We start from the raw sequence: 20,869 nt of genomic DNA, 5'->3' as shown, positions 1-20,869 counted from the left end.
GACCGGGACGCGGTCGCGGACGTGATGTCATCGCGCGGAGCGACTCCGCTAGCGTGGACGCATGACAGGTCCACAGGATTCGGACCCCGCAGCCCCGGCGGACGGCGCAACCCCAGCGGAAGCCGCAGCCCCGGCGGGCGGCGACGAGCAGGCGGGCGGCGGCGAGCAGGCGGACGGCGGCGAGCAGGCGGTGATCGCGGCCATCCACACGGCCCTCGCGGAGCTCGACGCCGCGCGCGACCGGCCGGTGGCCGAGCACGTGCGCCGTTTCGAAGCGGTGCACAGCGCGCTGACGGACGCGTTGAGCACCGCGGACACGTACTTGTCGGGCACGAGTGGTGACAGGAGCTGACTGGAGTGCCGCGCAGGGCTCGTTTGGACGCTGAGCTGGTTCGCCGCCGAATGGCGCGTTCGCGCGAACACGCGAACGACCTCGTCTCCGCCGGACGCGTCACGGTGCACGGCGTGGTGGCCCGGAAGGCGGCGAGCTCGATCGAGCGGGACGCCCCGGTCGCCGTCGCCGCGGATGACGACCCCCGGTGGGCTTCGCGCGGTGCGCACAAGCTCCTCGGGGCGCTCGAAGCTTTCGAACCTCGGGGGCTGTCGGTGACCGGGCGCCGCTGCCTCGACGCCGGGGCTTGCACCGGCGGCTTCACCGACGTGCTGCTGCGGCGCGAGGCCGGCAGTGTGGTCACCGTGGACGTCGGCTACGGCCAGCTGGAGTGGAAGCTGCGCACGGACGAGCGCGTGCAGGTGCACGAGCGCACGAACGTGCGGTTCCTCGATCTCGAGACGATCGGTGAACCGGTGGATCTGGTCGTGGCGGATCTCTCGTTCATCTCGCTGCGGCTGGTGCTGCCGGCGTTGACGCGCTGCGCCCGCGAGGGCGCCGACCTGCTGCCGATGATCAAGCCGCAGTTCGAAGTGGGCAAGGAACGCCTCGGCTCCGGCGGCGTGGTCCGGGACGACGACCTGCGCGCGGCGGCCGTGCTGGACGTCGTCCGGTTCGCCGAGGAGCACGGCTGGGGGCTGTGCGGAGTCGTCGCCAGCCCGCTGCCCGGGCCCTCCGGCAATGTCGAGTTCTTCGCCTGGCTGCGGGCGGCGGACAGCGGTGTGGATGCCGACTCGACGGTGCGCGAGGCGGTGCGCGCCGGTCCGCACAACGTCGATGCGAGCGCGCACCGGTGAGGAGTGCCACTTGACCCGAGAAGTGCTGCTGGTGGTGCACTCTGGCAAGCAGTACAACCTGCGCACGGCGGAGAAGGTCGCCGGGCTGCTCATCGGGGCGGGGATGCGCGTGCGGGTGCTGGCCGAAGAGGCCCCGCTGCTGAGCTCGGAGTGTTACGACAAGGTCGTCGCCCCGGGCAGGGAAGCGGCGGTCGGCACCGAACTCGTCCTCGTGCTCGGCGGTGACGGCACGCTGTTGCGCGCCTCGGACCTGGCCTACGGCAGCGGCGTGCCCGTGTTCGGCGTGAACCTCGGCCGGGTGGGTTTCCTCGCCGGTGCCGATTCCGACGCGCTGGACGAGGCGGTGCGCGCGGTCGTCGAGGGCCGTTACACCGTCGAGGAGCGGATGACCGTGGACGTCACCGCGAGCCTGGACAGCCACGTGCTGCGCCGCACGTGGGCGTTGAACGAGGCGAGCGTGGAGAAGTCGAGCCGGGAACGCGTGCTCGACGTCGTCGTCGAGGTGGACGGGCACCCGGTGTCCGCGTTCGGCTGCGACGGCGTGCTGTGCTCCACTCCTACCGGGTCCACGGCCTACGCGTTCTCGGCGGGGGGGCCTGTGGTGTGGCCGGAGGTGCACGCGTTGCTGGTGGTACCGAGCAACGCGCACGCGCTGTTCGCGCGCCCGCTGGTGATCGCCCAGGATTCGCTGGTGGCGCTGGAGGTCGACCACAACGGCTATGACGCGGTGCTGTCCTGCGACGGGCAGCGCCACGTCGACCTGCCGCCCGGTGCGCGGGTGGAGGTGGTCGCCGGGGACACGCCGCTGCGGTTGGTGCGGTTGCACGACACCCCGTTCACCGACCGGCTGGTGCGCAAGTTCGAGCTGCCGGTCCAGGGCTGGCGCGGTCCCGCCGTGCCACCGGAGCGTTCTTGACCGGCAACGGCGAGCCGCGCGTGGTGTCCGCGCCCGGATGGATCCCCTCGGCCGGTCGGTGTCAGGCCTGGTGCCGCGCCGCTCCGCAACGTCACCGGCTAGGGTGCTTGCTGTGTTGGCGGAGATGCGCATCCAGGGACTGGGCGTCATCGATGACGCCACGCTCGAACTGCATCCCGGCCTGACCGTCGTGACCGGTGAGACCGGGGCCGGCAAGACGATGGTGGTCACCGGGCTGCACCTGCTCGGCGGCGGACGCGCGGACTCCTCGCGTGTGCGCGCGGGTGCGAAGCGGGCCGTGGTGGAAGGCCGGTTCGAGGGTGACGCGGCGGCGCACGCGGTCAAGGTCGGGGCGGAGGCGGGCGCGGAAACCGACGAGGACGGCAGCCTCATCGCCGTGCGCAGCGTGTCCGGGGACGGGCGCTCACGGGCCCATCTCGGCGGGAGGTCGGTGCCGAACACCGTGCTGGCCGAGGTTGCCGACCAGGTGCTGGCGGTGCACGGGCAGAACGACCAGCTGCGGCTGCTGCGTTCCGGTGAGCAGCGCGCGGTGCTCGACCGCTTCGCCGGGGAGGAGATCCGCGAGCCGTTGGCGGAGTACCGGCGTGTGCGGGAGCAGTGGGCCGAGGCGATCCGCGAACTCACCGAACGCACGGAACGTTCCCGCGAGATGGCGCGCGAGGCCGACCTGCTGCGGCACGGCCTCTCCGAGATCGAGTCGGTGGGTCCGGAACCGGGCGAGGACAACGACCTGGTGGCCGAGGCGCGGCGGCTCTCCGACGCGGACCAGCTGCGCGAGCAGGCCGCGGCGGCGCAAACCGCCCTGTCCGGAGCCGCTGACGGGGATCCCGACGTGCCGGGGGCGCTCGGTCTGCTGGGGCAGGTGCGGCGTGCTCTCGGGGATGTCGAGGACCCGCAGCTGCGGGACCTGGAACCCCGCGTGGCCGAGGTCGCGACGGTGCTGGCCGATGTCGACGCGGAACTCAGCGCCTACCTGCAGCGGTTGGACGCCGACCCGGACCGCCTGGAGCAGGTCCTGGCCCGCCAAGCCGAGCTGAAACAGCTGACGCGCAAGTACGCCGCCGATGTGGACGGTGTGCTCAGCTGGGCCGAGCAGGCGCGGGAACGCCTCGCGGGGCTGGACACCTCGGAGGAGGCGTTGGCCGGGTTGGCGCGCCGGCGCGACGAGCTGGCGGCCGAGCTGGCCGGGCACGCGCAGCGGGTGACCGAAATCCGCCGCAGCAGTGCCGAACGCCTCGCCGCGGCGGTGACCGAGGAGCTGCAGGGGCTGGCCATGGCGCAGGCGCGGCTGGAGGCCGCGGTGCGGCCGCGGTCGGCCGAGACCGGCGATGAGCACGCGCTGACCGTCGGTGACGCGGTGCTGCACGCGGGCAAGGACGGAGTGGACGACGTCGAGCTGCGGCTGCTGCCGCACTCCGGGGCGGCGTCGACACCGCTGCACAAGGGAGCCTCGGGCGGTGAGCTCTCCCGTGTGATGCTCGCGCTGGAGGTGGTGCTCGCCGATGCCGACACGGTCCCCACGCTCGTGTTCGACGAGGTCGACGCCGGGGTCGGTGGCCGTGCTGCGGTGGAGATCGGGCGGCGACTGGCCCGGTTGGCCGCCAGTCACCAGGTCGTGGTGGTCACGCACCTGCCGCAGGTCGCCGCCTACGCCGACCGCCACCTCGTGGTCGACAAGGGCGATGGGGAAGAAGGGCTCACCCGCAGCGATGTGCGCACGGTGGCCGATGACGAACGGGTGGCCGAACTGGCGCGCATGCTCGCCGGGCTGGATTCGACCGAGACGGGGCGTGCGCACGCCGATGAGCTGCTGCGCACCGCTGACCGGGACAAGGCCGGTTATCGCGGAGGGCGCACCCGCAAGCGCCGCTCCTGACCGCGGGCGCGCTGGTGTCGCTGCGCAGCGCTGAGTCAGCCGGGCAGGCCGCGGCGCGGCTGCGAGTCGGTGCGGCCGGGCGGTGTACGCGGCCTGCACCAGGCGGTGCGTTCGGGTGAACTCGTGCGATAGGCTGGAATCCCGTGGAAGCGACGGGACCGGCCACGAAGCTGTAACCGCCGCAGTGCAGAGAGACCCTTCGAACCGGGCGGGGATGACGCAGCCCGGCGACGGCTTAACCACGGGGAGCTTTTGGTGCCGCACGCACGCGCGATCAAGCATGTTTTTGTGACTGGGGGCGTTGCCTCTTCGCTGGGCAAAGGCCTGACCGCAGCGAGTCTGGGTGAGTTGCTGACGGCTCGTGGCCTGCGGGTGACGATGCAGAAACTGGACCCCTACCTCAACGTCGACCCGGGGACGATGAACCCGTTCCAGCACGGTGAGGTGTTCGTCACCGAGGACGGAGCGGAAACCGACCTCGACATCGGCCACTACGAGCGGTTCCTGGACCGGGCGCTGACGCGCAACGCCAACGTCACGACCGGGCAGGTGTACTCGGCGGTGATCGCCAAGGAACGCCGCGGCGAGTACTTGGGTGACACGGTGCAGGTGATCCCGCACATCACCGACCAGATCAAGGCGCGCATCCTGGCGATGGGCGAGCCGGACGACAGCGGGCGCGCACCGGACGTGGTGATCACCGAGGTGGGCGGCACCGTCGGCGACATCGAGTCGTTGCCGTTCATGGAGGCCTGCCGCCAGATCCGCCACGACGTGGGGCGGGACAACTGCTTCTTCCTGCACGTCTCGCTGGTGCCCTACCTGGCCCCCTCCAGCGAGCTGAAGACGAAACCGACGCAGCACTCGGTGGCCTCGCTGCGCAACATCGGCATCCAGCCGGATGCGCTGGTCTGCCGCGCTGACCGCGACCTGCCGGAGGAGCTCAAGGACAAGATCGCGCTCATGTGCGATCTGGACACCGACGGCGTGGTCGCCTGCCCGGACGCCCCGTCGATCTACGACATTCCGCGCGTGCTGCACACCGAAGGGCTGGATGCCTACCTGGTGCGCCGGCTCGGCATGCCCTTCCGCGACGTCGACTGGTCGATGTGGACGGATTTGCTGGACCGCGTGCACAATCCGTCCGAACGTGTGCGGATCGCGCTGGTCGGCAAGTACGTCGACCTGCCCGACGCCTACCTGTCGGTGACGGAAGCGCTGCGCGCGGGCGGTTTCCAGCACCGGGCCAAGGTGGAGATCTCCTGGGTGCCGTCCGATTCGTGCGATACCGAGGCCGGCGCGGCGCAGGCGCTGGCCGGTATGGACGGTGTGCTCGTGCCCGGCGGATTCGGTGTGCGCGGCATCGAGGGCAAGCTCGGCGCGATTCGCTACGCTCGCACGAACGGCATCCCCGCGCTGGGGCTGTGCCTGGGGCTGCAGTGCATGGTCATCGAAGCGGCGCGGTCGCTGTCCGGGCTGGAGCGGGCGAACTCGACGGAGTTCGAAGAACCCTGCCAGCACCCGGTGATCAGCACCATGGCCGACCAGCGCGACGTGCTCACCGGGGACCGGGACATGGGCGGCACGATGCGGCTCGGTTCCTACCAGGCGCGGCTGGAGCCCGGTTCGCTGGTGGCCGAGGCCTACGGCGAGTCCGACGTCGCCGAGCGGCACCGGCACCGCTACGAGGTCAACAACAACTACCGGGAGGACCTGCGCAAGGCGGGGCTGCTGTGCTCGGGCACCTCGCCGGACGGGCGGCTCGTCGAGTTCGTCGAGCTCGAACGTGACCAGCACCCGTTCTTCGTCGGAACCCAGGCCCACCCCGAGCTGAAGAGCCGCCCGACCCGGCCGCACCCGTTGTTCGCCGCGTTCGTGCGCGCGGCGGTGGACTACCGCGCGGCTGAGCGGCTGCCCGTGGACCTGCCGGAAAAGCCGCGCACTTCGGGCACGTCCTGATCTGCGTGCTTCCGGCGCGGTCTGCCCCGCGCGCCTTCGGCGCAGGTTCGCTCCGCACCTCCGGCGCGGGTCGGATCCGCGTGCTGCTGGTGCGGGCTCCGGCGCGCTGATCGGTACTAGAGTGGGCCGCGTGCATGGGGACAACACCGGAACCGACAACTCCGGGACCGACAACGCCGGGGCCGGCACCGACGGTCGGGGATCGGACGGCGTGGGCCGCACCAACGGGGCGCACGATTTCACCGTGGCCGGCAGCGAGGACGTCTACGTCGGCACCATCCTGGCCCTGCGGGCCGATGACGTCGACATGCCCGGCGGGCGCCGCGCGCGGCGCGAGGTCGTGGAGCACTACGGTGCCGTGGCGGTGCTGGCCCTCGACGAGGACGAGCAGGTCACGCTGATCCACCAGTACCGCTACCCGCTCGGGCGGCGGTTGTGGGAGCTGCCGGCCGGGCTGCTCGACGTCGACGCGGAGAGCGCGGTGCAGGCGGCGCGCCGCGAACTGGCCGAGGAGGTCGGCCTGGACGCCGACGAGTGGTCGGTGCTGGTGGATGTGGCGTCCTCCCCGGGGTTCACCGACGAGAGCGTGCGCGTGTTCCTGGCGCGGCGGCTGCGCGCTGTGGACCGCCCGCCGGCCACGGCCGACGAGGAGGCCGACCTGACGGTCACGTCCGTGCCGCTCGACGAGGCCGTGGCCATGGTCTTCGACGGGGAGATCGTCAACGCCCCGGCCGTGTCCGGGTTGCTGGCGGCACGGGCCGTGCGGGACGGCAGCCACCGGCCGCGGGCGGCGCACGCGGCGTGGCAGGACCGGCCGCACCAGTTCGCGCGGCGCGGCGCGGCCGGCGGGCACGCGTCCGCGGAGTGAGTCGCCGTGCCGGATTGGGAGGACCTGCCGGAGGCGGTGCGCACCGCCGTGACCCGCTACCTCGACCACTTGGCCGTCGAGCGCGGCGCGGCGCGCAGCACGCTCGAGGCCTATCGCCGGGACCTGCGACGCTACGGAGCGTTCCTGGCCGAACGCGGCATCACCGACCTCGCCTCGGTCACGGCGCAGCACTTGGCCGATTTCCAGGCTGACCTGTCCCACCCGGGCGGAGACCGCCGTCCGCTGGCGCGGTCCTCGACGGCGCGCACGCTCGTCGCGGCCCGCGGGCTGCACCGCTTCGCGCAGGCGGAGGGAATGCTGGCCGCGGACGTGGCGCGCGAGGTGACGCCGGTGGCCCCGCCGCGGTCGTTGCCGCGCGCCCTGGCGGTCGACGAGGTCGCGCGGTTGTTGGAGCACGTCGCCGGTCAGCGTCCGCACGAGCTGCGCGACCGGGCCCTGTTGGAGCTGCTGTACTCCACGGGCGCGCGGATCTCCGAAGCGGTGGGGTTGGATGTCGACGACCTGGACGTGGACGAGCGCACCGCGGTGCTCACCGGTAAGGGCGGGCACCAGCGCCTGGTCCCGGTGGGAAGGCCCGCGCTCGAGGCGCTCGATGCCTATTTCGTCCGCGCTCGTCCGGTTCTGGCCGAGCGGGGACGCGGAAGTTCCGCCGTGTTCCTCAATTCCCGCGGAACGCGCCTGTCGCGGCAGAGCGCGTGGCACACTCTGAAGGAGGTCGCCGAGCGCGCCGGGATCACCCGCGAGGTCTCACCGCACGTGCTGCGGCATTCCTTCGCGACGCACCTGTTGGAAGGAGGTGCCGATGTGCGGGTCGTGCAGGAGCTGCTCGGGCACGCCTCGGTCGCGACCACCCAGGTGTACACCATGGTCACGGTGGCCACGCTGCGCGAGGTCTACGCGACATCGCATCCGCGCGCCCGCGGCTAGCGCTGCGGGGTCGGCCGGGCCGGTTGTTCCCGACACCACGGCGAGGCGCGTTGCCGCAGGTCGTGAACGCCACCTAGGCTGCATTGTGATCACCACCGGCTAACGAAGGAGTCAGGATCGCCATGTCGCAACCGCAGCCCTCCGCCGACGGGCGGTCCCGGGGCGCGGTCGACCTGAGCATCGCCCCGGATTCGACCGGAACGGGATCGAGTTCCGAGGAGGAGGTCGACCTCGCGCCCGGGGCGACCCGCGGGCTCGGGCCCACCGGACGACCCCGCCGCCAGATCCCCGAGCCGCCGATGCTGGAGCGGCACGGCCCTGCGTCCATCGTGGCCATGTGCAACCAGAAGGGCGGTGTGGGCAAGACGACCTCGACGATCAACCTGGGGGCGGCGCTGGCCGAGTACGGGCGTCGCGTGCTGCTGGTGGACTTCGATCCGCAGGGTGCGCTGTCGGTGGGACTGGGGGTGCAGCCGCACCAGCTGGACCGCACGATCCACAACGTGATCATGGAGAGCTCGGCGAAGCTGACGGAGATCGTCCAGCAGACCTCCGTCGACGGCATGGACCTGCTGCCGAGCAACATCGACCTGTCCGCGGCGGAGGTGCAGCTCGTCGCCGAGGTGGGGCGGGAGCAGGCGCTGCAGCGGGCGCTGCGCGGCGCCGCCAAGGAGTACGACTACGTCCTCGTCGACTGCCAGCCCTCGCTGGGGCTGCTGACGGTCAACGCGCTGGCCGCCGCCCACAGCGTGATCATCCCGCTGGAGTGCGAGTTCTTCAGCCTCCGCGGTGTCGCGCTGCTCATCGACACGATCGAGAAGGTGCGCGACCGGCTGAACCCGGACCTGGAGATCAGCGGGATCCTCGCCACGATGTTCGATCCGCGCACGCTGCATTCGCGGGAAGTGATGCAGCGGGTGGTGGAGGCGTTCGGCGACATCGTCTTCGACAGCGTGATCAACCGGACCGTGCGTTTCCCGGAGACGACGGTGGCCGGTGAGCCGATCACCCGATGGGCGCCCCGTTCTGCCGGGGCGAAGTCGTACCGCGCGCTCGCGCGGGAGGTCATCGCGCGCTGAGCCGCCCGTCGTGCCTGCTCGGGGGGCCCGTGCGGAGAGCGGGGCGGGGTGGCTGGCCGGCCCATGGGCGGTTCGGGCGGTGTGGCAGCGGAGTATCATCGGCAGGTCCGGTGTGCGCGTCCTCGGTGCTGTCGGGCTCGGCGCGGGTCGGGACGACTCGGGTCGGGACCGCCGGGAGGTCGGGACGCGGGCCGGTGGCCCGCGGCACCGCCGGAGAACACCGTCGTACAGGGGGCCGCCGCGTGACCGATTCCGAGCTCTCCGAACTCGCCGCGAGCGAGCCGGAGGCCGACGAGTCCGGCTCCGGCGGGCGGTTCACCGTGCGGCTCGACAACTTCGAGGGGCCGTTCGACCTGCTGCTGCAGCTCATCTCGCAGCACGAGATGGATGTCACCGAGGTGGCGCTGCACCGGGTCACCGACGAGTTCCTCGCCTACACCAAGGCTCTCGGGCAGCAGTGGGACCTGGACGAGACCACCGAGTTCCTCGTCGTCGCGGCGACGTTGCTCGACCTCAAGGCCGCCCGGTTGCTGCCCGCGGCCGAGGTGGAGGACGAGGAGGACCTGGCGCTGCTGGAGGCGCGGGACCTGCTGTTCGCGCGGCTGCTGCAGTACCGTGCCTACAAGCAGGTCGCCGAGCTGTTCAGCGAGTTGGAAGCGGGGGCGCTGCGGCGCTATCCGCGCGCGGTGTCGTTGGAGGACCGGTTCGCCGACCTGCTGCCGAAGGTGCGGCTGGGTGTCGGCCCGGAGCGGTTCGCCGAGATCGCGGCCTCGGTGTTCCGGCCGCAGCCGGCGCCGGCCGTGTCGCTGGAGCACCTGCACCAGCACCAGGTCTCCGTGCGGGAGCACGTCGCGCTGCTGCGGGTGCGGTTGGCCGAACGCGGTGAGGCGACGTTCGCCGATCTGGTTTCCGACTGCGGCCACACCATCGAGGTCGTCGCCCGCTTCCTGGCGCTGCTGGAGCTGTATCGCGAGCAGGTGATCCTCTTCGAGCAGGAGGCGCCGCTGGCGGCGTTGTCGATCCGCTGGGCGGGTGGCAGCCTGCAGCAGGCGCGGGCGCAGGCGGACGCGGAACTGGCCCGACAGGACGATGAGGAGTACGGGTGAGCAACCAGGCCCACGAGCACGAGGAGCCGAGTGCGCCACCGCCCGCGCCAGCGCAGGATCGCGAGTCGGCGGCGGAGCCGTCCACAATGGTGCAGGACGAGTCCGTTGTGGACGAACCGGGTCCTGGTGCGGCTGGCGCGGAAGCTGCCGGGACGCAACCCGATGCGCCCGGAACCGAGGCCGGAGCGCAGTCCGCCACGGCGCGCCGGGGCGTGGAGAGCACTCCCGAACCACCGGCCTTGGACACCGACGAGGAGCTGGACTGCGCGCTGGAAGCGCTGCTGCTCGTCGTCGACGCTCCTGCCGGCGAGCAGCTGCTCGCCGAGACCCTGCGGCAGTCGGTGGCCCGCGTGCGCACCGCGCTGCACCGGCTCTCCGACGGGTACGCGGCCGCGAACAGGGGAATCGATCTGCGGCACGTCGGCGACGGCTGGCGCATGTACACGCGCGAGCGCTACGCGCCGTACGTCGAGCGCTACCTGCTCGACGGGCAGCGCAGCAAGCTCACGCGCGCCGCGATGGAGACGCTCGCCGTGATCGCGTACCGCCAGCCCGTGACCCGCTCGCGAGTGGCGGCGGTACGCGGTGTGAACGTCGATGGCGTCATCCGTACCCTGGTGGGCCGAGGCCTGGTCGAAGAGGCCGGGACCGATCCGGAAACTGGCGGCCTCCTGTACTGCACGACCGAGTTGTTCCTGGAACGACTCGGCCTGTCGTCGTTGAAGGAACTGCCGCCGCTGGCCCCCTTGTTGCCCGAAGTGGATGCGATTGATGACGTCTAAGGACCCTTCCGTTTCCGCCGACGCCGAAGGCGTTCGGCTGCAGAAAGCGCTGTCGAACGCCGGTGTGGCCTCGCGCCGGGAAACCGAGCAGATGATCGTCGAGGGCCGCATCCAGATCAACGGGGAGGCCGTCACCGAACTGGGCACTCGCGTCGACCCGAACACGGCCATCGTGCACGTCGACGGCGCGCGGGTGTTCCTCACCGACGACGTGCGGCTGCTCATGCTGAACAAGCCGCGCGGCATCCTCTGCACGATGTCCGATGACCAGGGACGTCCGTGCCTCGGTGACTACCTGAGCAAGAAGGACGGCAAGCTGTTCCACGTGGGGCGCCTGGACCAGGACACGGAGGGGCTGCTGTTGCTGACCAACGACGGTGAACTGGCCAATCGGGTGATGCACCCGTCCTACGAGGTGCCCAAGACCTACTTGGCCGAGGTGCAGGGCACCGTGCCGAAGGACATGGCCAGGAGGCTGCGCGAGGGAGTGGAACTCGGCGACGGCCCGGTGCACGTCTCCCGCTTCAAGGTCGTCGACCAGGTATCGAAGCGCGCCATGGTCGAGCTCGTACTGCACGAGGGCCGCAAGCGCATCGTCCGCCGCCTGCTCAAGCAGGTGGGCCTGCCCGTGCAGCGGCTGGTACGCACCGCGGTCGGCGACGTGCGGCTCACCGACGAACGGCCCGGCGCGATCCGGCCGCTCAACCAGCGGGAGATGGGAGCGCTGTACAAGTCCGTCGGGCTGTGACGTCGGCCCAACGGCCCGCGGGAGCTTCGCGCGGCCGGCTCGCACCGGTGCCGATGCGCGTGGGGATCGCCACAGCCCGGCAGGCAGAATGGACTTCGGCGGGACCGCCAGTTCAGGGAGGGACAAGCGACGGTGACACAGCTACGCGGCGTGGTGGCGCTCGACGGGCCTTCGGGCACCGGCAAGTCCACGGTGGCTCGACGGCTCGCGCTCGAGCTGCGGGCGAAGTACCTCGACACCGGCGCGATGTACCGGGCGGCGACGTTGGCGGTCCTGCGCGCGGGGGTCGACCCGGCCGACGCGGTCGAGGTCGAGCGCGTCGTGCGCAGCGCCTCGCTGGCCGTGCGGACCGAACCGGACGATCCCGCGGTGCTGCTCGGTGAGGTCGGTGTGGAAGCGGAGATCCGCGGGGCCGAAGTGACCGGTGCGGTTTCTGCCGTGTCGGCGATTCCCGCGGTGCGCGAGGTGCTCGTGGCGCAGCAGCGCGAGGAGGTGCGCGAGGCCCTCGCTGCGCCCGGCGGCGTCGTCGTCGAAGGCCGCGACATCGGCACGGCCGTCGTGCCCGACGCGCGGCTGAAGGTCTTCCTCACGGCCAGTTCCGACGCGCGTGCGCAGCGCCGCACCGCCCAGGACACCGCCGCCGGCCGCAGCAGCGACGTGCCCGGCACCGCGGAGCAGGTGCACCGCCGGGACCAGCTCGACGCCGGCCGGAGCGTCTCGCCGATGCGGCAGGCCTGCGACGCGGTGGAACTGGACACCACCGAGCTCGGCGTGACCGAAGTGCTCTCCCGGCTGCACGGGTTCGCCGAAGAGCGGGGGTTGCTCGGGGACTGCGCCCCGTCGGCCTCGGAACGGACGGCCGGGTGAGCGGGCAGGGGCAGCAGCACCTTCCGGAAGGCGCGCGGCCGGCGCTGCACCGCGGCGGGCGGTGCGTGGCGCGGATGATCGGCGCCGCCTACCGGCTGCGCGTGCACCGGGCCGACCGGGTGCCGCGTTCCGGGCCCGTGGTGCTCGTGGCGAATCACTCGGCCCTGATCGACGGGCCGCTGCTGTTCGGTGTGCTGCCCCGGGACGTGGTCTTCCTCATCAAGGCGGAGATGTTCCGCGGTCCGGTCGGGTGGTTCCTGCGGCGGATCGGCCAGCTGGCGGTGCGTCGCGGCGAGCCCGACCGCACCCCGCTGCTCGCGGCGGTCCGCGTGCTGCGTCATGGTGGGGCCGTGGCCGTGTTCCCGGAAGGAACCCGCGGCACCGGCGCAGTGGACGACGCGCAGAACGGCGCAGCCTGGCTCGCGCGCACCGCACAGGCGCCGGTGCTCCCGGTGGCGTGCCGGGGCACCGCGCGGCCGGGCCGGTGGCCGCGGTTGCGGCCCCGGGTGGACGTGCTCTTCGGTGAAGCCGTCGAGCTGCCGAGCGAGAAGGGGCGCGCCGGCCTGCGTGCGGCGACCGACCGGGTGCGCTCGGAACTGGCGGACCTGGTGGTCGCGCTCGACGAGCTGGTCGCCGACCAGAACAACGATCAGCGGAGAGGGAAGCAAGCGTGACCGACGAGTCGCTGGACGGCACGTGGTCGGACGAGTCCGACTGGGCGGTGGCCGATGATTTCGAACCGGCCGAGGGCGAGTCGTCCGTACCGCCGCAGCCGGTGGTGGCGGTGGTGGGCCGGCCCAACGTGGGCAAGTCGACCCTGGTGAACCGGCTGATCGGCCGGCGTGAAGCGGTCGTGCAGAACACGCCGGGCGTCACCCGGGACCGCGTGACCTACGACGCGCTGTGGAACGACCGGTGGTTCACGATCGTGGACACCGGCGGATGGGATCCGCAGGCTTCCGGACGGCAGGCCGCCATCACGCAGCAGGCCGAACTGGCCGCGGCCGCAGCGGACGCCATCGTGTTCGTCGTCGATGCCCAGGTGGGCGTCACCGAGGGCGAGCAGGCCGTGGTCCGCGTGCTGCGCCGCTCGCGCAAGCCGGTGCTGGTCGCGGCGAACAAGGTCGATGATCAGCGCGCTGCGAACGAGGTGCACGAACTGTGGTCGCTGGGTCTCGGCGAGCCGCACCCCGTCAGCGGTCTGCACGGGCGCGGCTCCGGTGACCTGCTGGACGCGGTGCTCGAGACGCTGCCGGAAACACCCCGCGACCAGGGCCACAGCGCCGGTCCGCGACGCGTCGCCCTGGTCGGCAAGCCCAACGTGGGCAAGTCCAGCCTGCTCAACAAGCTCACCGGCGAGCAACGCGCGATGGTCGAGGAAGTCGGCGGAACCACGGTCGATCCGGTGGACTCGCTGGTGGAGCTCGGCGGGGAGACCTGGCGGTTCGTGGACACGGCGGGCCTGCGCAAACGCGTGAAAACCGCCCGCGGCACCGAGTACTACGCCTCGCTGCGCACGCGCAACGCGATCGAGGCCGCCGAGGTGGTCATCGTGCTCATCGACGGTTCCGAACCGCTGAGCGAGCAGGACCTGCGCGTGATCAGCATGGTCGAGGACGCCGGGCGCGCCCTGGTCATCGCCTACAACAAGTGGGATCTCGTCGACGACGAGCGGCGCCGCCGGCTGGAGAAGGAGATCGACCGGGACCTGGTGCGGGTGCGCTGGGCCGAGCGGGTCAACGTCTCCGCGCACACCGGGCGCGCGGTGTCCAAGATGGCGCCGACGCTGCGCCGTGCACTGGAGTCGTGGGACTCCCGCGTGCCCACCGGCCAGCTCAACGCCTGGATCAGCGAACTCGTGGCGGCGAAGCCGCCGCCGGTGCGCGGGGGCAAGCAGTCGAAGATCCTGTTCGCCACGCAGGCGCAGGCGCAACCGCCGACCGTGGTCGTGTTCAGCACGGGGCGGTTGGAACCGGGCTACCGCCGGTTCCTGGAACGCAGCTTCCGCGAGCGGTTCGGTTTCGTCGGCAGCCCGGTGCGGTTCTCCGTCCGCGTGCGGGAGAGCAGCAAGAGCCGGTGACGAGGGAGGCGATGGTGCGCGCACTGGGTGACGACGGGATCGACGTGCTCGGACAGGGCACGTGGGGCATGGGCGAGCGCGCGGCGCGCCGCTCGGACGAGGTGGCGGCGCTGCGCTACGGCCTGGACCTGGGGCTGCGGCTGATCGACACCGCGGAGATGTACGGCGGCGGCGGGGCCGAGGAAGTCCTCGGCACCGCCCTGGCCGGCCGCCGGGACGAAGCGTTCGTGGTCAGCAAGGTCTACCCGCACAACGCCACGGCGCGGGGAACCCGCGAGGCCTGCGAGCGCAGCCTGCGGCGGCTCGGCACCGACCGGATCGACCTGTACCTGCTGCACTGGCGCGGTGGCACGCCGCTGCAGGAGACGTTGGAGGCGTTCGACCAGCTCCGCGCCGACGGCAAGATCCGCGCGTTCGGGGTGAGCAACTTCGACCCCGACGACATGGCGGAGCTGTGGCAGCACGAGCTGGGCCGGCAAGTGGCCGCGAACCAGGTGCTGTACAACCTCACGCGCCGGGGTATCGAGCACGACCTGCTGCCGTGGTGCCGCGAGCACTCCCTGCCGGTCATGGCGTACTCGCCGATCGAGCAGGGACGCGTGCTCGGGTCCGCGGCGCTGCAGCGCGTCGCCGAGCGGCACGGCGTCACGTCGGCCCGGGTCGCCCTGGCCTGGGTGCTCTCCCGCGAGGGGGTGTGCGCCATCCCCAAGGCCGCGACACCGGAGCACGTGGCCGAGAACGTGCGCGCACTGGACATCGAACTGTCCGCAGCGGACGTGGCTGAGCTCGACGAGGCCTTCCCCGCCCCGGCCGGGCCGGTGCCGTTGGAGATCCTCTGAATCACGTCTTGGTGCTCAGCCCGGCCCCAGCGACCGGTGCAGGAAGTCCACCTGCATGAGCAGCAGCTGCTCCAGGGTGGACTCGTCGGTCGGCATGTGCGTCACCCCGGGCAGCGGCAGCATCGCGTGCGGGCGCGCCGCGGCCGTCAGCGCGCGCGACAGGCGCAACGCGTGCGCGAAGGCCACGTTGTCGTCGACCGTGCCGTGCACGACCAGCGCCGGCCGGGTGAGCTGGCCGGCCTTCCGCAGCAGCGAGTTCGCCGCGTACACGTCCGGGTTTTCGGCCGGGTCGCCGAGGTAGCGCTCGGTGTAGTGCGTGTCGTAGAGGCGCCAGTCCGCCACGCCGGCCCCGATCACCGCCGCGTGGAACACGTCCGGCCGCTGCAGCACGCCGAGCGCGGCGAGATAGCCGCCGAAGGACCAACCGCGGACGGCCACGCGTGCGAGGTCGAGTTCGGGGTACTGCTCGGCGGCCGCGTGCAGTGCGTCGACCTGGTCCTGCAACGGCGGTCCGGCGAGGTCGCCGGCCACGGCGCGGTCCCATGCGGGGCCGCGCCCGCCCGTGCCGCGCCCGTCGGTGACGAGCACCGCGAACCCCTGATCGGCGAACCACTGCGAGGTGAAATAGCCCTGCTGCTGGGCCAGCACCCGCTGCGCCTGCGGACCGCCGTAGGGGTCGACCAGCACGGGCAGCGGACCGTCGGCGCGGGCCTGCCCGCTCGGCAGCAGCAGCGCGCTGCGCAGGTCCCGTCCGCCGAGCCGCAGCAGGTTCACCCGCAGGTCCAGCCGCGGAGCGTCGGCGTGGTTGGTCAGCGTGGCGATCGCCGCTCCGCCGCGGTACGCGGTCGTGGTGGTGCGCGGTGCGTCGATGCTGTTGCGCGCGATGACGGTGATGTCGCCGGCTCGCGTTCCGCCGTGCACCCCCGGCTCGCGGGTGAGCCGTTCCGGCCCGTCGGCGGTGACCCGGTACAGGTGCACCTCGGCCGGGTCGTCTTCGGCGCCGGCGACGAGCACGTCCTCGTCCACGTCGATGATGCGGTGCACCTGCAGCGGTGCCGCGGTCCAGGCCTCGTCGCCGACCACGAGGTGGTAGTGGTCGCCGTCGGCGGCGATGCGCACGAGTCGGCCGTCCGGGGTCCACGCGGGCCAGCCGGTTTTGATCTCGACCCAGTGCTCGTCGGTGTCCCGGTGTATTTCGCGGGTGTCCCCGGTGCGCGGGTCGAGGGCGAGCACGACCTGGGTGCGCTGGTCGCGCGTTTGCACCAGCAGCAGCGGGGATCCGTGCGGTGACCAGTGCACGGCCACCAGGTACGGGAAGTTCGCCCGGTCCCAGCGGATGTCGACGTGTTGCCCGTCGAGCCACAGCACCGCGGCGCGCACGTCGGCGTTGGACGTGCCCGCGGCCGGGTAGCGCACTTCGCGGGGAGGCGTGGCCGGTTCGGCCGGCTCGGCCAAGTACCACCGCTCGACCGGGGTTTCGTCCACGCGGGTGGCGAGGATCGCTTCCCCGTCCGGGGACCACCAGTACCCGCGGGAGCGGCGCATCTCCTCGGCCGCGATGAATTCCGCGTGTCCCCAGGTCGCCGTGTCCTCGGCGGGGGAGAGCACGCGGTCGTCCGAACCGTCCACTGTGGCCACGTGCAGGCGGCCGCCGCTGAGGTAGGCGATGTGGCGTCCGTGCGGGCACGGACGCGGATCGGCCGCGTCGGCCGAGCGCACGACCGGGCGGGTGGCCCCCTCGGGCAGCTGCGTGGCGAAAACCTCGCCGGACAGGGCGAACACGGCGAGGTCGCCGGCGGAGTCGGTGGCATACCCGGTGATTCCGGTGGCCCGCTCGCGGGCGCGTTCCCGGCGCGCCTTCTCCGCCTCGGTGGGCTCCTCGTCCCGCTGCAGTGCGCTCGGATCGGCGAGGAGTCGTTCCGCGCCGCTGTCCAGGTCCAGCGCCCACAGCGCGTTGCGCCGATCGGTGGGGCCGTGCGAGCGCAGGAAGACCACGAGGTTCGCGGCGGGGCAGATCGTGCTGGTGCGCGGGGTTCCCAGCGTGAAGCCCTGTGTCCGCGCGCTGTGCCGGGGGAACGACTCGGACGCCATACCGAAAGCCTGCCAGGTCCGGTCCCCGCGACGACACGCAGGTGTTCCCCCTCGTCCGCGTCGCGCTGCGGGCGCTTGGCGGCGCCGCGCACGGAGCGTCATGATCGGTGCGGAACAACGCGGAACAACCACGCGCGGTGCGTGCGGTGCAGGGGAAGCGGGGATGCGGTGATGACCGGGGAGTCGAACGCGACGTACCACAACGCCGGCGAGACGCCGGGAGCTGACCCGTTCGTGCTGCACGATCCGGCCAGCGGCTACTACTACGCCTACTCCACGGAAGGGGTCGACCCGGGCCACCACTTCGCGATCCACCGCTCGCCGGACATGGTGACGTGGCAGCGGCTGCCCGGTGGTGCCCTGCCGGGGGAGGCGCAGCGGTGGGGCCGCGACTGGTTCTGGGCGCCGGAGGTCTACCACAACCCGGCCACGGGCAAGTACTTCCTGTTCTACTCCGCCCGGCTGCGCAGCGATCTCGCAGCCGAGCACTTCGGGTGCGCGGACTTCGAGGAACCGAGCAAGCTCGGCGCGGCCGCGGCGGACTCCCCGGTCGGGCCGTTCCGGCCGCTGGGGGACGGGCCGCTGGACTACCACCCGTACGACCCGGAGTACCACGACGTCAACCTCATCATGGACGAACCCGAGCGCAAACCGCCCGAGACCCTGCAAGAGGGGCGGACGGCGCCGCTGGGCACTTACATCCCCACGATCGATCCGAACCTGCTGTTCGACGACGGGCGCATCTACCTGTTCTTCTCGCGCAACGCCTACCGCAACTGGGTGTGGGACCGCGTTCTGGACAAGTACGTCGAGGAAGCGAGCATCTACGCGGTCGAGCTCGACCCCGCGTTCTGGAACGATCCCTCCGCCACCACGGCGCCGCGGATCGCCGAGGCCTACCGCGATGCCAACGGCGCGCCGGGCGATCCCGCCCGCAAGGACGGTTTCACCCCGATCATCGACTACGGCAGCGACGAGCAGGGCTGGGAGAACGCCCACGTCCACGACTACGACGACAGCGGCGGGGAGAAGAAGGACCGCCGGTGGGAGGAAGGTCCGACCGCGCTCAAGGCGTGCACGCGCGAAGGGCGAGCGCTGTACTTCTTGACCTACTCCGCCAACAGCTACGCCGGCCCGCACTACGGCGTCGGCTACGCCGTGGCCGAACACCCGCTGGGGCCGTGGCGCAAGGCCCCGGAGAACCCCGTGCTGCACACCGATGCCGACGCGGGCGTGTTCTCCACCGGGCACGGCAGCGTCAGCGCGAGTCCCGACGGCGAGGAACTGTTCTACGTCCACCACGGGCGGCCGAGCGTGGAATCCGACCGACGCCTGTACACCGAGCGCATGAGCCTCGATCCGGATCGGGCGCGGCTGGCGATCCACCAGTCCACCGCGGACGAACCGCTGCCCTCCGGTGTCGCGCCGTTCGCGCTGCGGGCGGACACCGATGTGGTCGAACCCGGTGCTGGCGGCGCCACCGCGGGGGTGGAGGTGACCGCGGCGCCCGGCACGGCGATGCCGCTGGAGCACCCGGCGAACCGCGTGCTGGCGGAGGTCTCCCCGGCGGATGTCGCCCGGGTCGAGGTGCGCGGGGACCGCGTCGTCGTGCACGGCCTGCGCCCTGCTGCGGCGGAGTTGACGCTGCGCTACCAGCGGCGCAGGGCGGACGGGCGGTTCGTCGACGTGATCAACCGGGCGTCGGACGCTCCTGGCGGGAGAGGCCGGTGCAGACCACCGTGCGGATCGACAACCGGAGCTGACCCGGTCGTGGCCTATCACTATCACAGTTAAGATTCGCAGTAACAATGAGGTCAGTCCGGGGCCGGCGTGTGGCGCACGTCGGTCAGCTCGCGCATGCCGGTGATCAGCTCCTCGTCGACGTCCCCGCTGAGCAGGATGTGGTCGAAGCGCTCGACCGGGGCGAGCTGGTGCAGCGCGGCCCGGCCCACCTTGCTGGCGTCCATCATGAGCACGGTCTTCTCGGCCGCGTCGAGCATGGCGCGTTTGATCAGCACCACCTCCTGCTCCTGGTGGAAGGTCATCTGCCCGTTCATCCCCGAGGTGGACTGGAAGGCGATGTCCACCGAGAACGTGCTGACCATCTCCTTGCAGGGCAGCCCCAGGTAGGAGTCGTGCGTGCGGGAGTACTCGCCGCCGAGCCCGATGAGCCGGACGTCGGGCTCCTGCCGCAGCGTCTCGGCCACCTGGCGGTAGTTGCTGACCACGGTGAGCGGGCCGACGTCGGGCAGCAGCCGCGCGAGCGCCAGTGCGGTCGTGGAGTCGTCGAGCAGCACCGACATGCCGGGGCTGACGAACCGGAGGGCCGCACCGCCCAGGGCCTCCTTCTCCCGCGTGCGCGTGTGCAGGCGGAAGTCGGAGCTGCTCTCGAAGACCGTCGAGGGCTGCGCTGACACGCCGCCGTGGTACTTGCGCAGCAGGCCGCGCGTGACCAGGTCGTCGATGTCGCGGTGCACGGTCATCAGGCTGACGCCGGTCAGCGTCGAGAGTTCGGTCGCGCTGGCGAACCCCTGGCTGAGCACGTGGTCGACGATTCGCTGCTGGCGGAGGAGGCGCGGTGACTGCTTCTTCGCTCCGGAGCTCATGCCGTTCATCTTCTCTCGCGCGTCGTGGCGGGCCGCGTGCGGGCGTGCCGGTGCGGCGTTCTACCCAAGGGATTATCAGAAAGATAGTGACTAATAAACACCATCATGTTAATTTCTGGTGCTGACGTGATGCGAAGGGAGCGGCATGGCCCAACCGGACCGGGGGGTCGGCAGCGCTGCGGCAGCCGGGCGGCTCGCGGGCGGAGCGGAGGCGTTCCGCGCGGTGGTGTTCGACATGGACGGCGTGCTCGTGGAGAGCGAGCACCTCTGGGAACGCATGTGGACGCGGTTCGCGGCGGCGCGGGGACAGGAGTGGACCGCGGACCAGACCCGCCGGGTGCAGGGGATGAGCGCTCCCGAGTGGGCGGCGTTCCTGGCCGAGTTCAGCGGCGCCGCCGACCCGCAGGAGGCCGAGCGGGCGGTCGTCGACGACATGATCGCCGCGCTCGACAGCGGCGAGATCGAGCTGCTCGCCGGCGCCGCCCGCATGATCACCGAAGTCTCCGAGATCGCCCCCATCGCCCTGGCCTCCTCGGCGCCGCGGCGGTTCATCGACGCGGTCCTGGCGCGCAACGGGCTCGACGGACGTTTCAGCGCCACCGTCTCCAGCGCGGAAGTCGCGCGCGGCAAGCCGAACCCGGACGTGTACCTGGCGGCCGCCGAACAGCTCGGCGGGGTTTCCCAGCGGTGCCTGGCCGTGGAGGATTCCAGCAACGGCTTGCGCGCCGCGGTCGCGGCCGGGATGACCGTGGTGGCCTACCCCAACCGGGACTACCCGCCGGCGGAGGACGCGCTGGGCGGGGCCGCCTACGTGGCGGAGTCGCTCGAGGAGGTGCGGCACTACCTGGTGGGGGAGCTGGCGCAGCCCACCCGCGGCTGACCGCGTCCGGAGGCG

General features: G+C 71.9%; 19 protein-coding genes. 17 read left to right on the top strand and 2 right to left on the bottom strand.

Going from position 1 to position 20,869, the window contains the following annotated elements; translation table 11 throughout:
• Positions 1–61 precede the first annotated feature (61 nt).
• The 15 genes from ACVGV2_RS11125 to ACVGV2_RS11055 all read left to right on the top strand — a co-directional run bounded on the left by ACVGV2_RS11125 (position 62) and on the right by ACVGV2_RS11055 (position 15,277).
• Positions 62–352, top strand: coding sequence for a hypothetical protein (locus ACVGV2_RS11125; RefSeq protein ID WP_459162298.1), 291 nt, complete (start codon positions 62–64; stop codon positions 350–352).
• 5 nt (positions 353–357) lie between these two features.
• Positions 358–1,188, top strand: a complete 831-nt coding sequence (locus ACVGV2_RS11120) for a TlyA family RNA methyltransferase (protein ID WP_459162297.1) — start codon at positions 358–360, stop codon at positions 1,186–1,188.
• A 10-nt stretch (positions 1,189–1,198) separates the two neighbouring features.
• Positions 1,199–2,104, top strand: a complete 906-nt coding sequence (locus ACVGV2_RS11115) for an NAD kinase (RefSeq protein WP_459162296.1) — start codon at positions 1,199–1,201, stop codon at positions 2,102–2,104.
• Positions 2,105–2,216: 112 nt separating this feature from the next.
• Positions 2,217–4,001, top strand: a complete 1,785-nt coding sequence (recN, locus tag ACVGV2_RS11110) for a DNA repair protein RecN (protein ID WP_459162295.1) — start codon at positions 2,217–2,219, stop codon at positions 3,999–4,001.
• A gap of 255 nt (positions 4,002–4,256) precedes the next feature.
• Positions 4,257–5,960: a CTP synthase gene (locus ACVGV2_RS11105; protein WP_459162294.1), complete on the top strand. Its 1,704-nt coding sequence runs from the start codon at positions 4,257–4,259 to the stop codon at positions 5,958–5,960.
• A 211-nt stretch (positions 5,961–6,171) separates the two neighbouring features.
• A complete protein-coding gene (locus ACVGV2_RS11100; RefSeq protein ID WP_459165959.1) occupies positions 6,172–6,828 on the top strand; it encodes an NUDIX domain-containing protein in 657 nt (218 codons plus the stop codon).
• Positions 6,829–6,834: 6 nt separating this feature from the next.
• Positions 6,835–7,776 carry a site-specific tyrosine recombinase XerD gene (xerD, locus tag ACVGV2_RS11095; protein WP_459162293.1) on the top strand — a complete coding sequence of 314 codons (942 nt, stop codon included), beginning with the start codon at positions 6,835–6,837 and terminating at the stop codon, positions 7,774–7,776.
• 122 nt (positions 7,777–7,898) lie between these two features.
• Positions 7,899–8,855: a ParA family protein gene (locus ACVGV2_RS11090; RefSeq protein WP_459162292.1), complete on the top strand. Its 957-nt coding sequence runs from the start codon at positions 7,899–7,901 to the stop codon at positions 8,853–8,855.
• 242 nt (positions 8,856–9,097) lie between these two features.
• Positions 9,098–9,961: a segregation and condensation protein A gene (locus tag ACVGV2_RS11085; RefSeq protein WP_459162291.1), complete on the top strand. Its 864-nt coding sequence runs from the start codon at positions 9,098–9,100 to the stop codon at positions 9,959–9,961.
• A gap of 86 nt (positions 9,962–10,047) precedes the next feature.
• Positions 10,048–10,743, top strand: coding sequence for an SMC-Scp complex subunit ScpB (gene scpB / locus ACVGV2_RS11080; RefSeq protein ID WP_459165958.1), 696 nt, complete (start codon positions 10,048–10,050; stop codon positions 10,741–10,743).
• A complete protein-coding gene (locus tag ACVGV2_RS11075) occupies positions 10,733–11,491 on the top strand; it encodes a pseudouridine synthase (protein WP_459162290.1) in 759 nt (252 codons plus the stop codon). The genes scpB and ACVGV2_RS11075 overlap by 11 nt, the downstream gene beginning before the upstream one ends.
• Before the next feature lie 132 nt (positions 11,492–11,623).
• Entirely contained in the window at positions 11,624–12,358 is a 735-nt protein-coding gene (gene cmk / locus ACVGV2_RS11070) for a (d)CMP kinase (RefSeq protein ID WP_459162289.1), read from the top strand.
• A complete protein-coding gene (locus ACVGV2_RS11065; RefSeq protein WP_459162288.1) occupies positions 12,355–13,032 on the top strand; it encodes a lysophospholipid acyltransferase family protein in 678 nt (225 codons plus the stop codon). Before cmk ends, ACVGV2_RS11065 begins: the two co-directional genes overlap by 4 nt.
• Positions 13,029–14,438: a ribosome biogenesis GTPase Der gene (gene der / locus ACVGV2_RS11060; protein ID WP_459162287.1), complete on the top strand. Its 1,410-nt coding sequence runs from the start codon at positions 13,029–13,031 to the stop codon at positions 14,436–14,438. Before ACVGV2_RS11065 ends, der begins: the two co-directional genes overlap by 4 nt.
• An 11-nt stretch (positions 14,439–14,449) precedes the next feature.
• On the top strand, positions 14,450–15,277 hold the full coding sequence (locus tag ACVGV2_RS11055; protein WP_459162286.1) for an aldo/keto reductase: 828 nt from the start codon (positions 14,450–14,452) through the stop codon (positions 15,275–15,277).
• Positions 15,278–15,292: 15 nt separating this feature from the next.
• Here ACVGV2_RS11055 and ACVGV2_RS11050 read toward each other — a convergent pair whose 3' ends face one another.
• Positions 15,293–17,368 carry a S9 family peptidase gene (locus ACVGV2_RS11050; protein WP_459162285.1) on the bottom strand — a complete coding sequence of 692 codons (2,076 nt, stop codon included), beginning with the start codon at positions 17,366–17,368 and terminating at the stop codon, positions 15,293–15,295.
• A gap of 171 nt (positions 17,369–17,539) precedes the next feature.
• On the opposite strand from ACVGV2_RS11050, the gene ACVGV2_RS11045 reads away from it, so the two are divergent.
• Positions 17,540–19,162: a family 43 glycosylhydrolase gene (locus ACVGV2_RS11045; protein WP_459162284.1), complete on the top strand. Its 1,623-nt coding sequence runs from the start codon at positions 17,540–17,542 to the stop codon at positions 19,160–19,162.
• Positions 19,163–19,182: 20 nt separating this feature from the next.
• Here the strand turns inward: ACVGV2_RS11045 and ACVGV2_RS11040 are convergent, their stop codons facing one another.
• Positions 19,183–19,974 carry a DeoR/GlpR family DNA-binding transcription regulator gene (locus ACVGV2_RS11040; protein WP_459162283.1) on the bottom strand — a complete coding sequence of 264 codons (792 nt, stop codon included), beginning with the start codon at positions 19,972–19,974 and terminating at the stop codon, positions 19,183–19,185.
• Positions 19,975–20,119: 145 nt separating this feature from the next.
• On the opposite strand from ACVGV2_RS11040, the gene ACVGV2_RS11035 reads away from it, so the two are divergent.
• Positions 20,120–20,854, top strand: a complete 735-nt coding sequence (locus ACVGV2_RS11035) for an HAD family hydrolase (protein ID WP_459162282.1) — start codon at positions 20,120–20,122, stop codon at positions 20,852–20,854.
• Positions 20,855–20,869 lie beyond the last annotated feature (15 nt).

It is taken from the genome of Bounagaea algeriensis, assembly GCF_054491375.1.
The sequence above is the reverse complement of the archived record's forward strand: the minus strand, read 5'-3'. Positions and strand labels throughout refer to the sequence as shown.

Bases quoted from the DNA above. Each gene is read 5' to 3' on its own strand.
- ACVGV2_RS11040 (WP_459162283.1), bottom strand. From the start codon at position 19,974: ATGAGCTCCGGAGCGAAGAAGCAGTCACCGCGCCTCCTCCGCCAGCAG.
- scpB (WP_459165958.1), top strand. From the start codon at position 10,048: ATGGTGCAGGACGAGTCCGTTGTGGACGAACCGGGTCCTGGTGCGGCT.
- ACVGV2_RS11055 (WP_459162286.1), top strand. From the start codon at position 14,450: ATGGTGCGCGCACTGGGTGACGACGGGATCGACGTGCTCGGACAGGGC.
- ACVGV2_RS11125 (WP_459162298.1), top strand. From the start codon at position 62: ATGACAGGTCCACAGGATTCGGACCCCGCAGCCCCGGCGGACGGCGCA.
- ACVGV2_RS11045 (WP_459162284.1), top strand. From the start codon at position 17,540: ATGACCGGGGAGTCGAACGCGACGTACCACAACGCCGGCGAGACGCCG.
- ACVGV2_RS11090 (WP_459162292.1), top strand. From the start codon at position 7,899: ATGTCGCAACCGCAGCCCTCCGCCGACGGGCGGTCCCGGGGCGCGGTC.
- ACVGV2_RS11035 (WP_459162282.1), top strand. From the start codon at position 20,120: ATGGCCCAACCGGACCGGGGGGTCGGCAGCGCTGCGGCAGCCGGGCGG.
- ACVGV2_RS11050 (WP_459162285.1), bottom strand. From the start codon at position 17,368: ATGGCGTCCGAGTCGTTCCCCCGGCACAGCGCGCGGACACAGGGCTTC.
- ACVGV2_RS11075 (WP_459162290.1), top strand. From the start codon at position 10,733: ATGACGTCTAAGGACCCTTCCGTTTCCGCCGACGCCGAAGGCGTTCGG.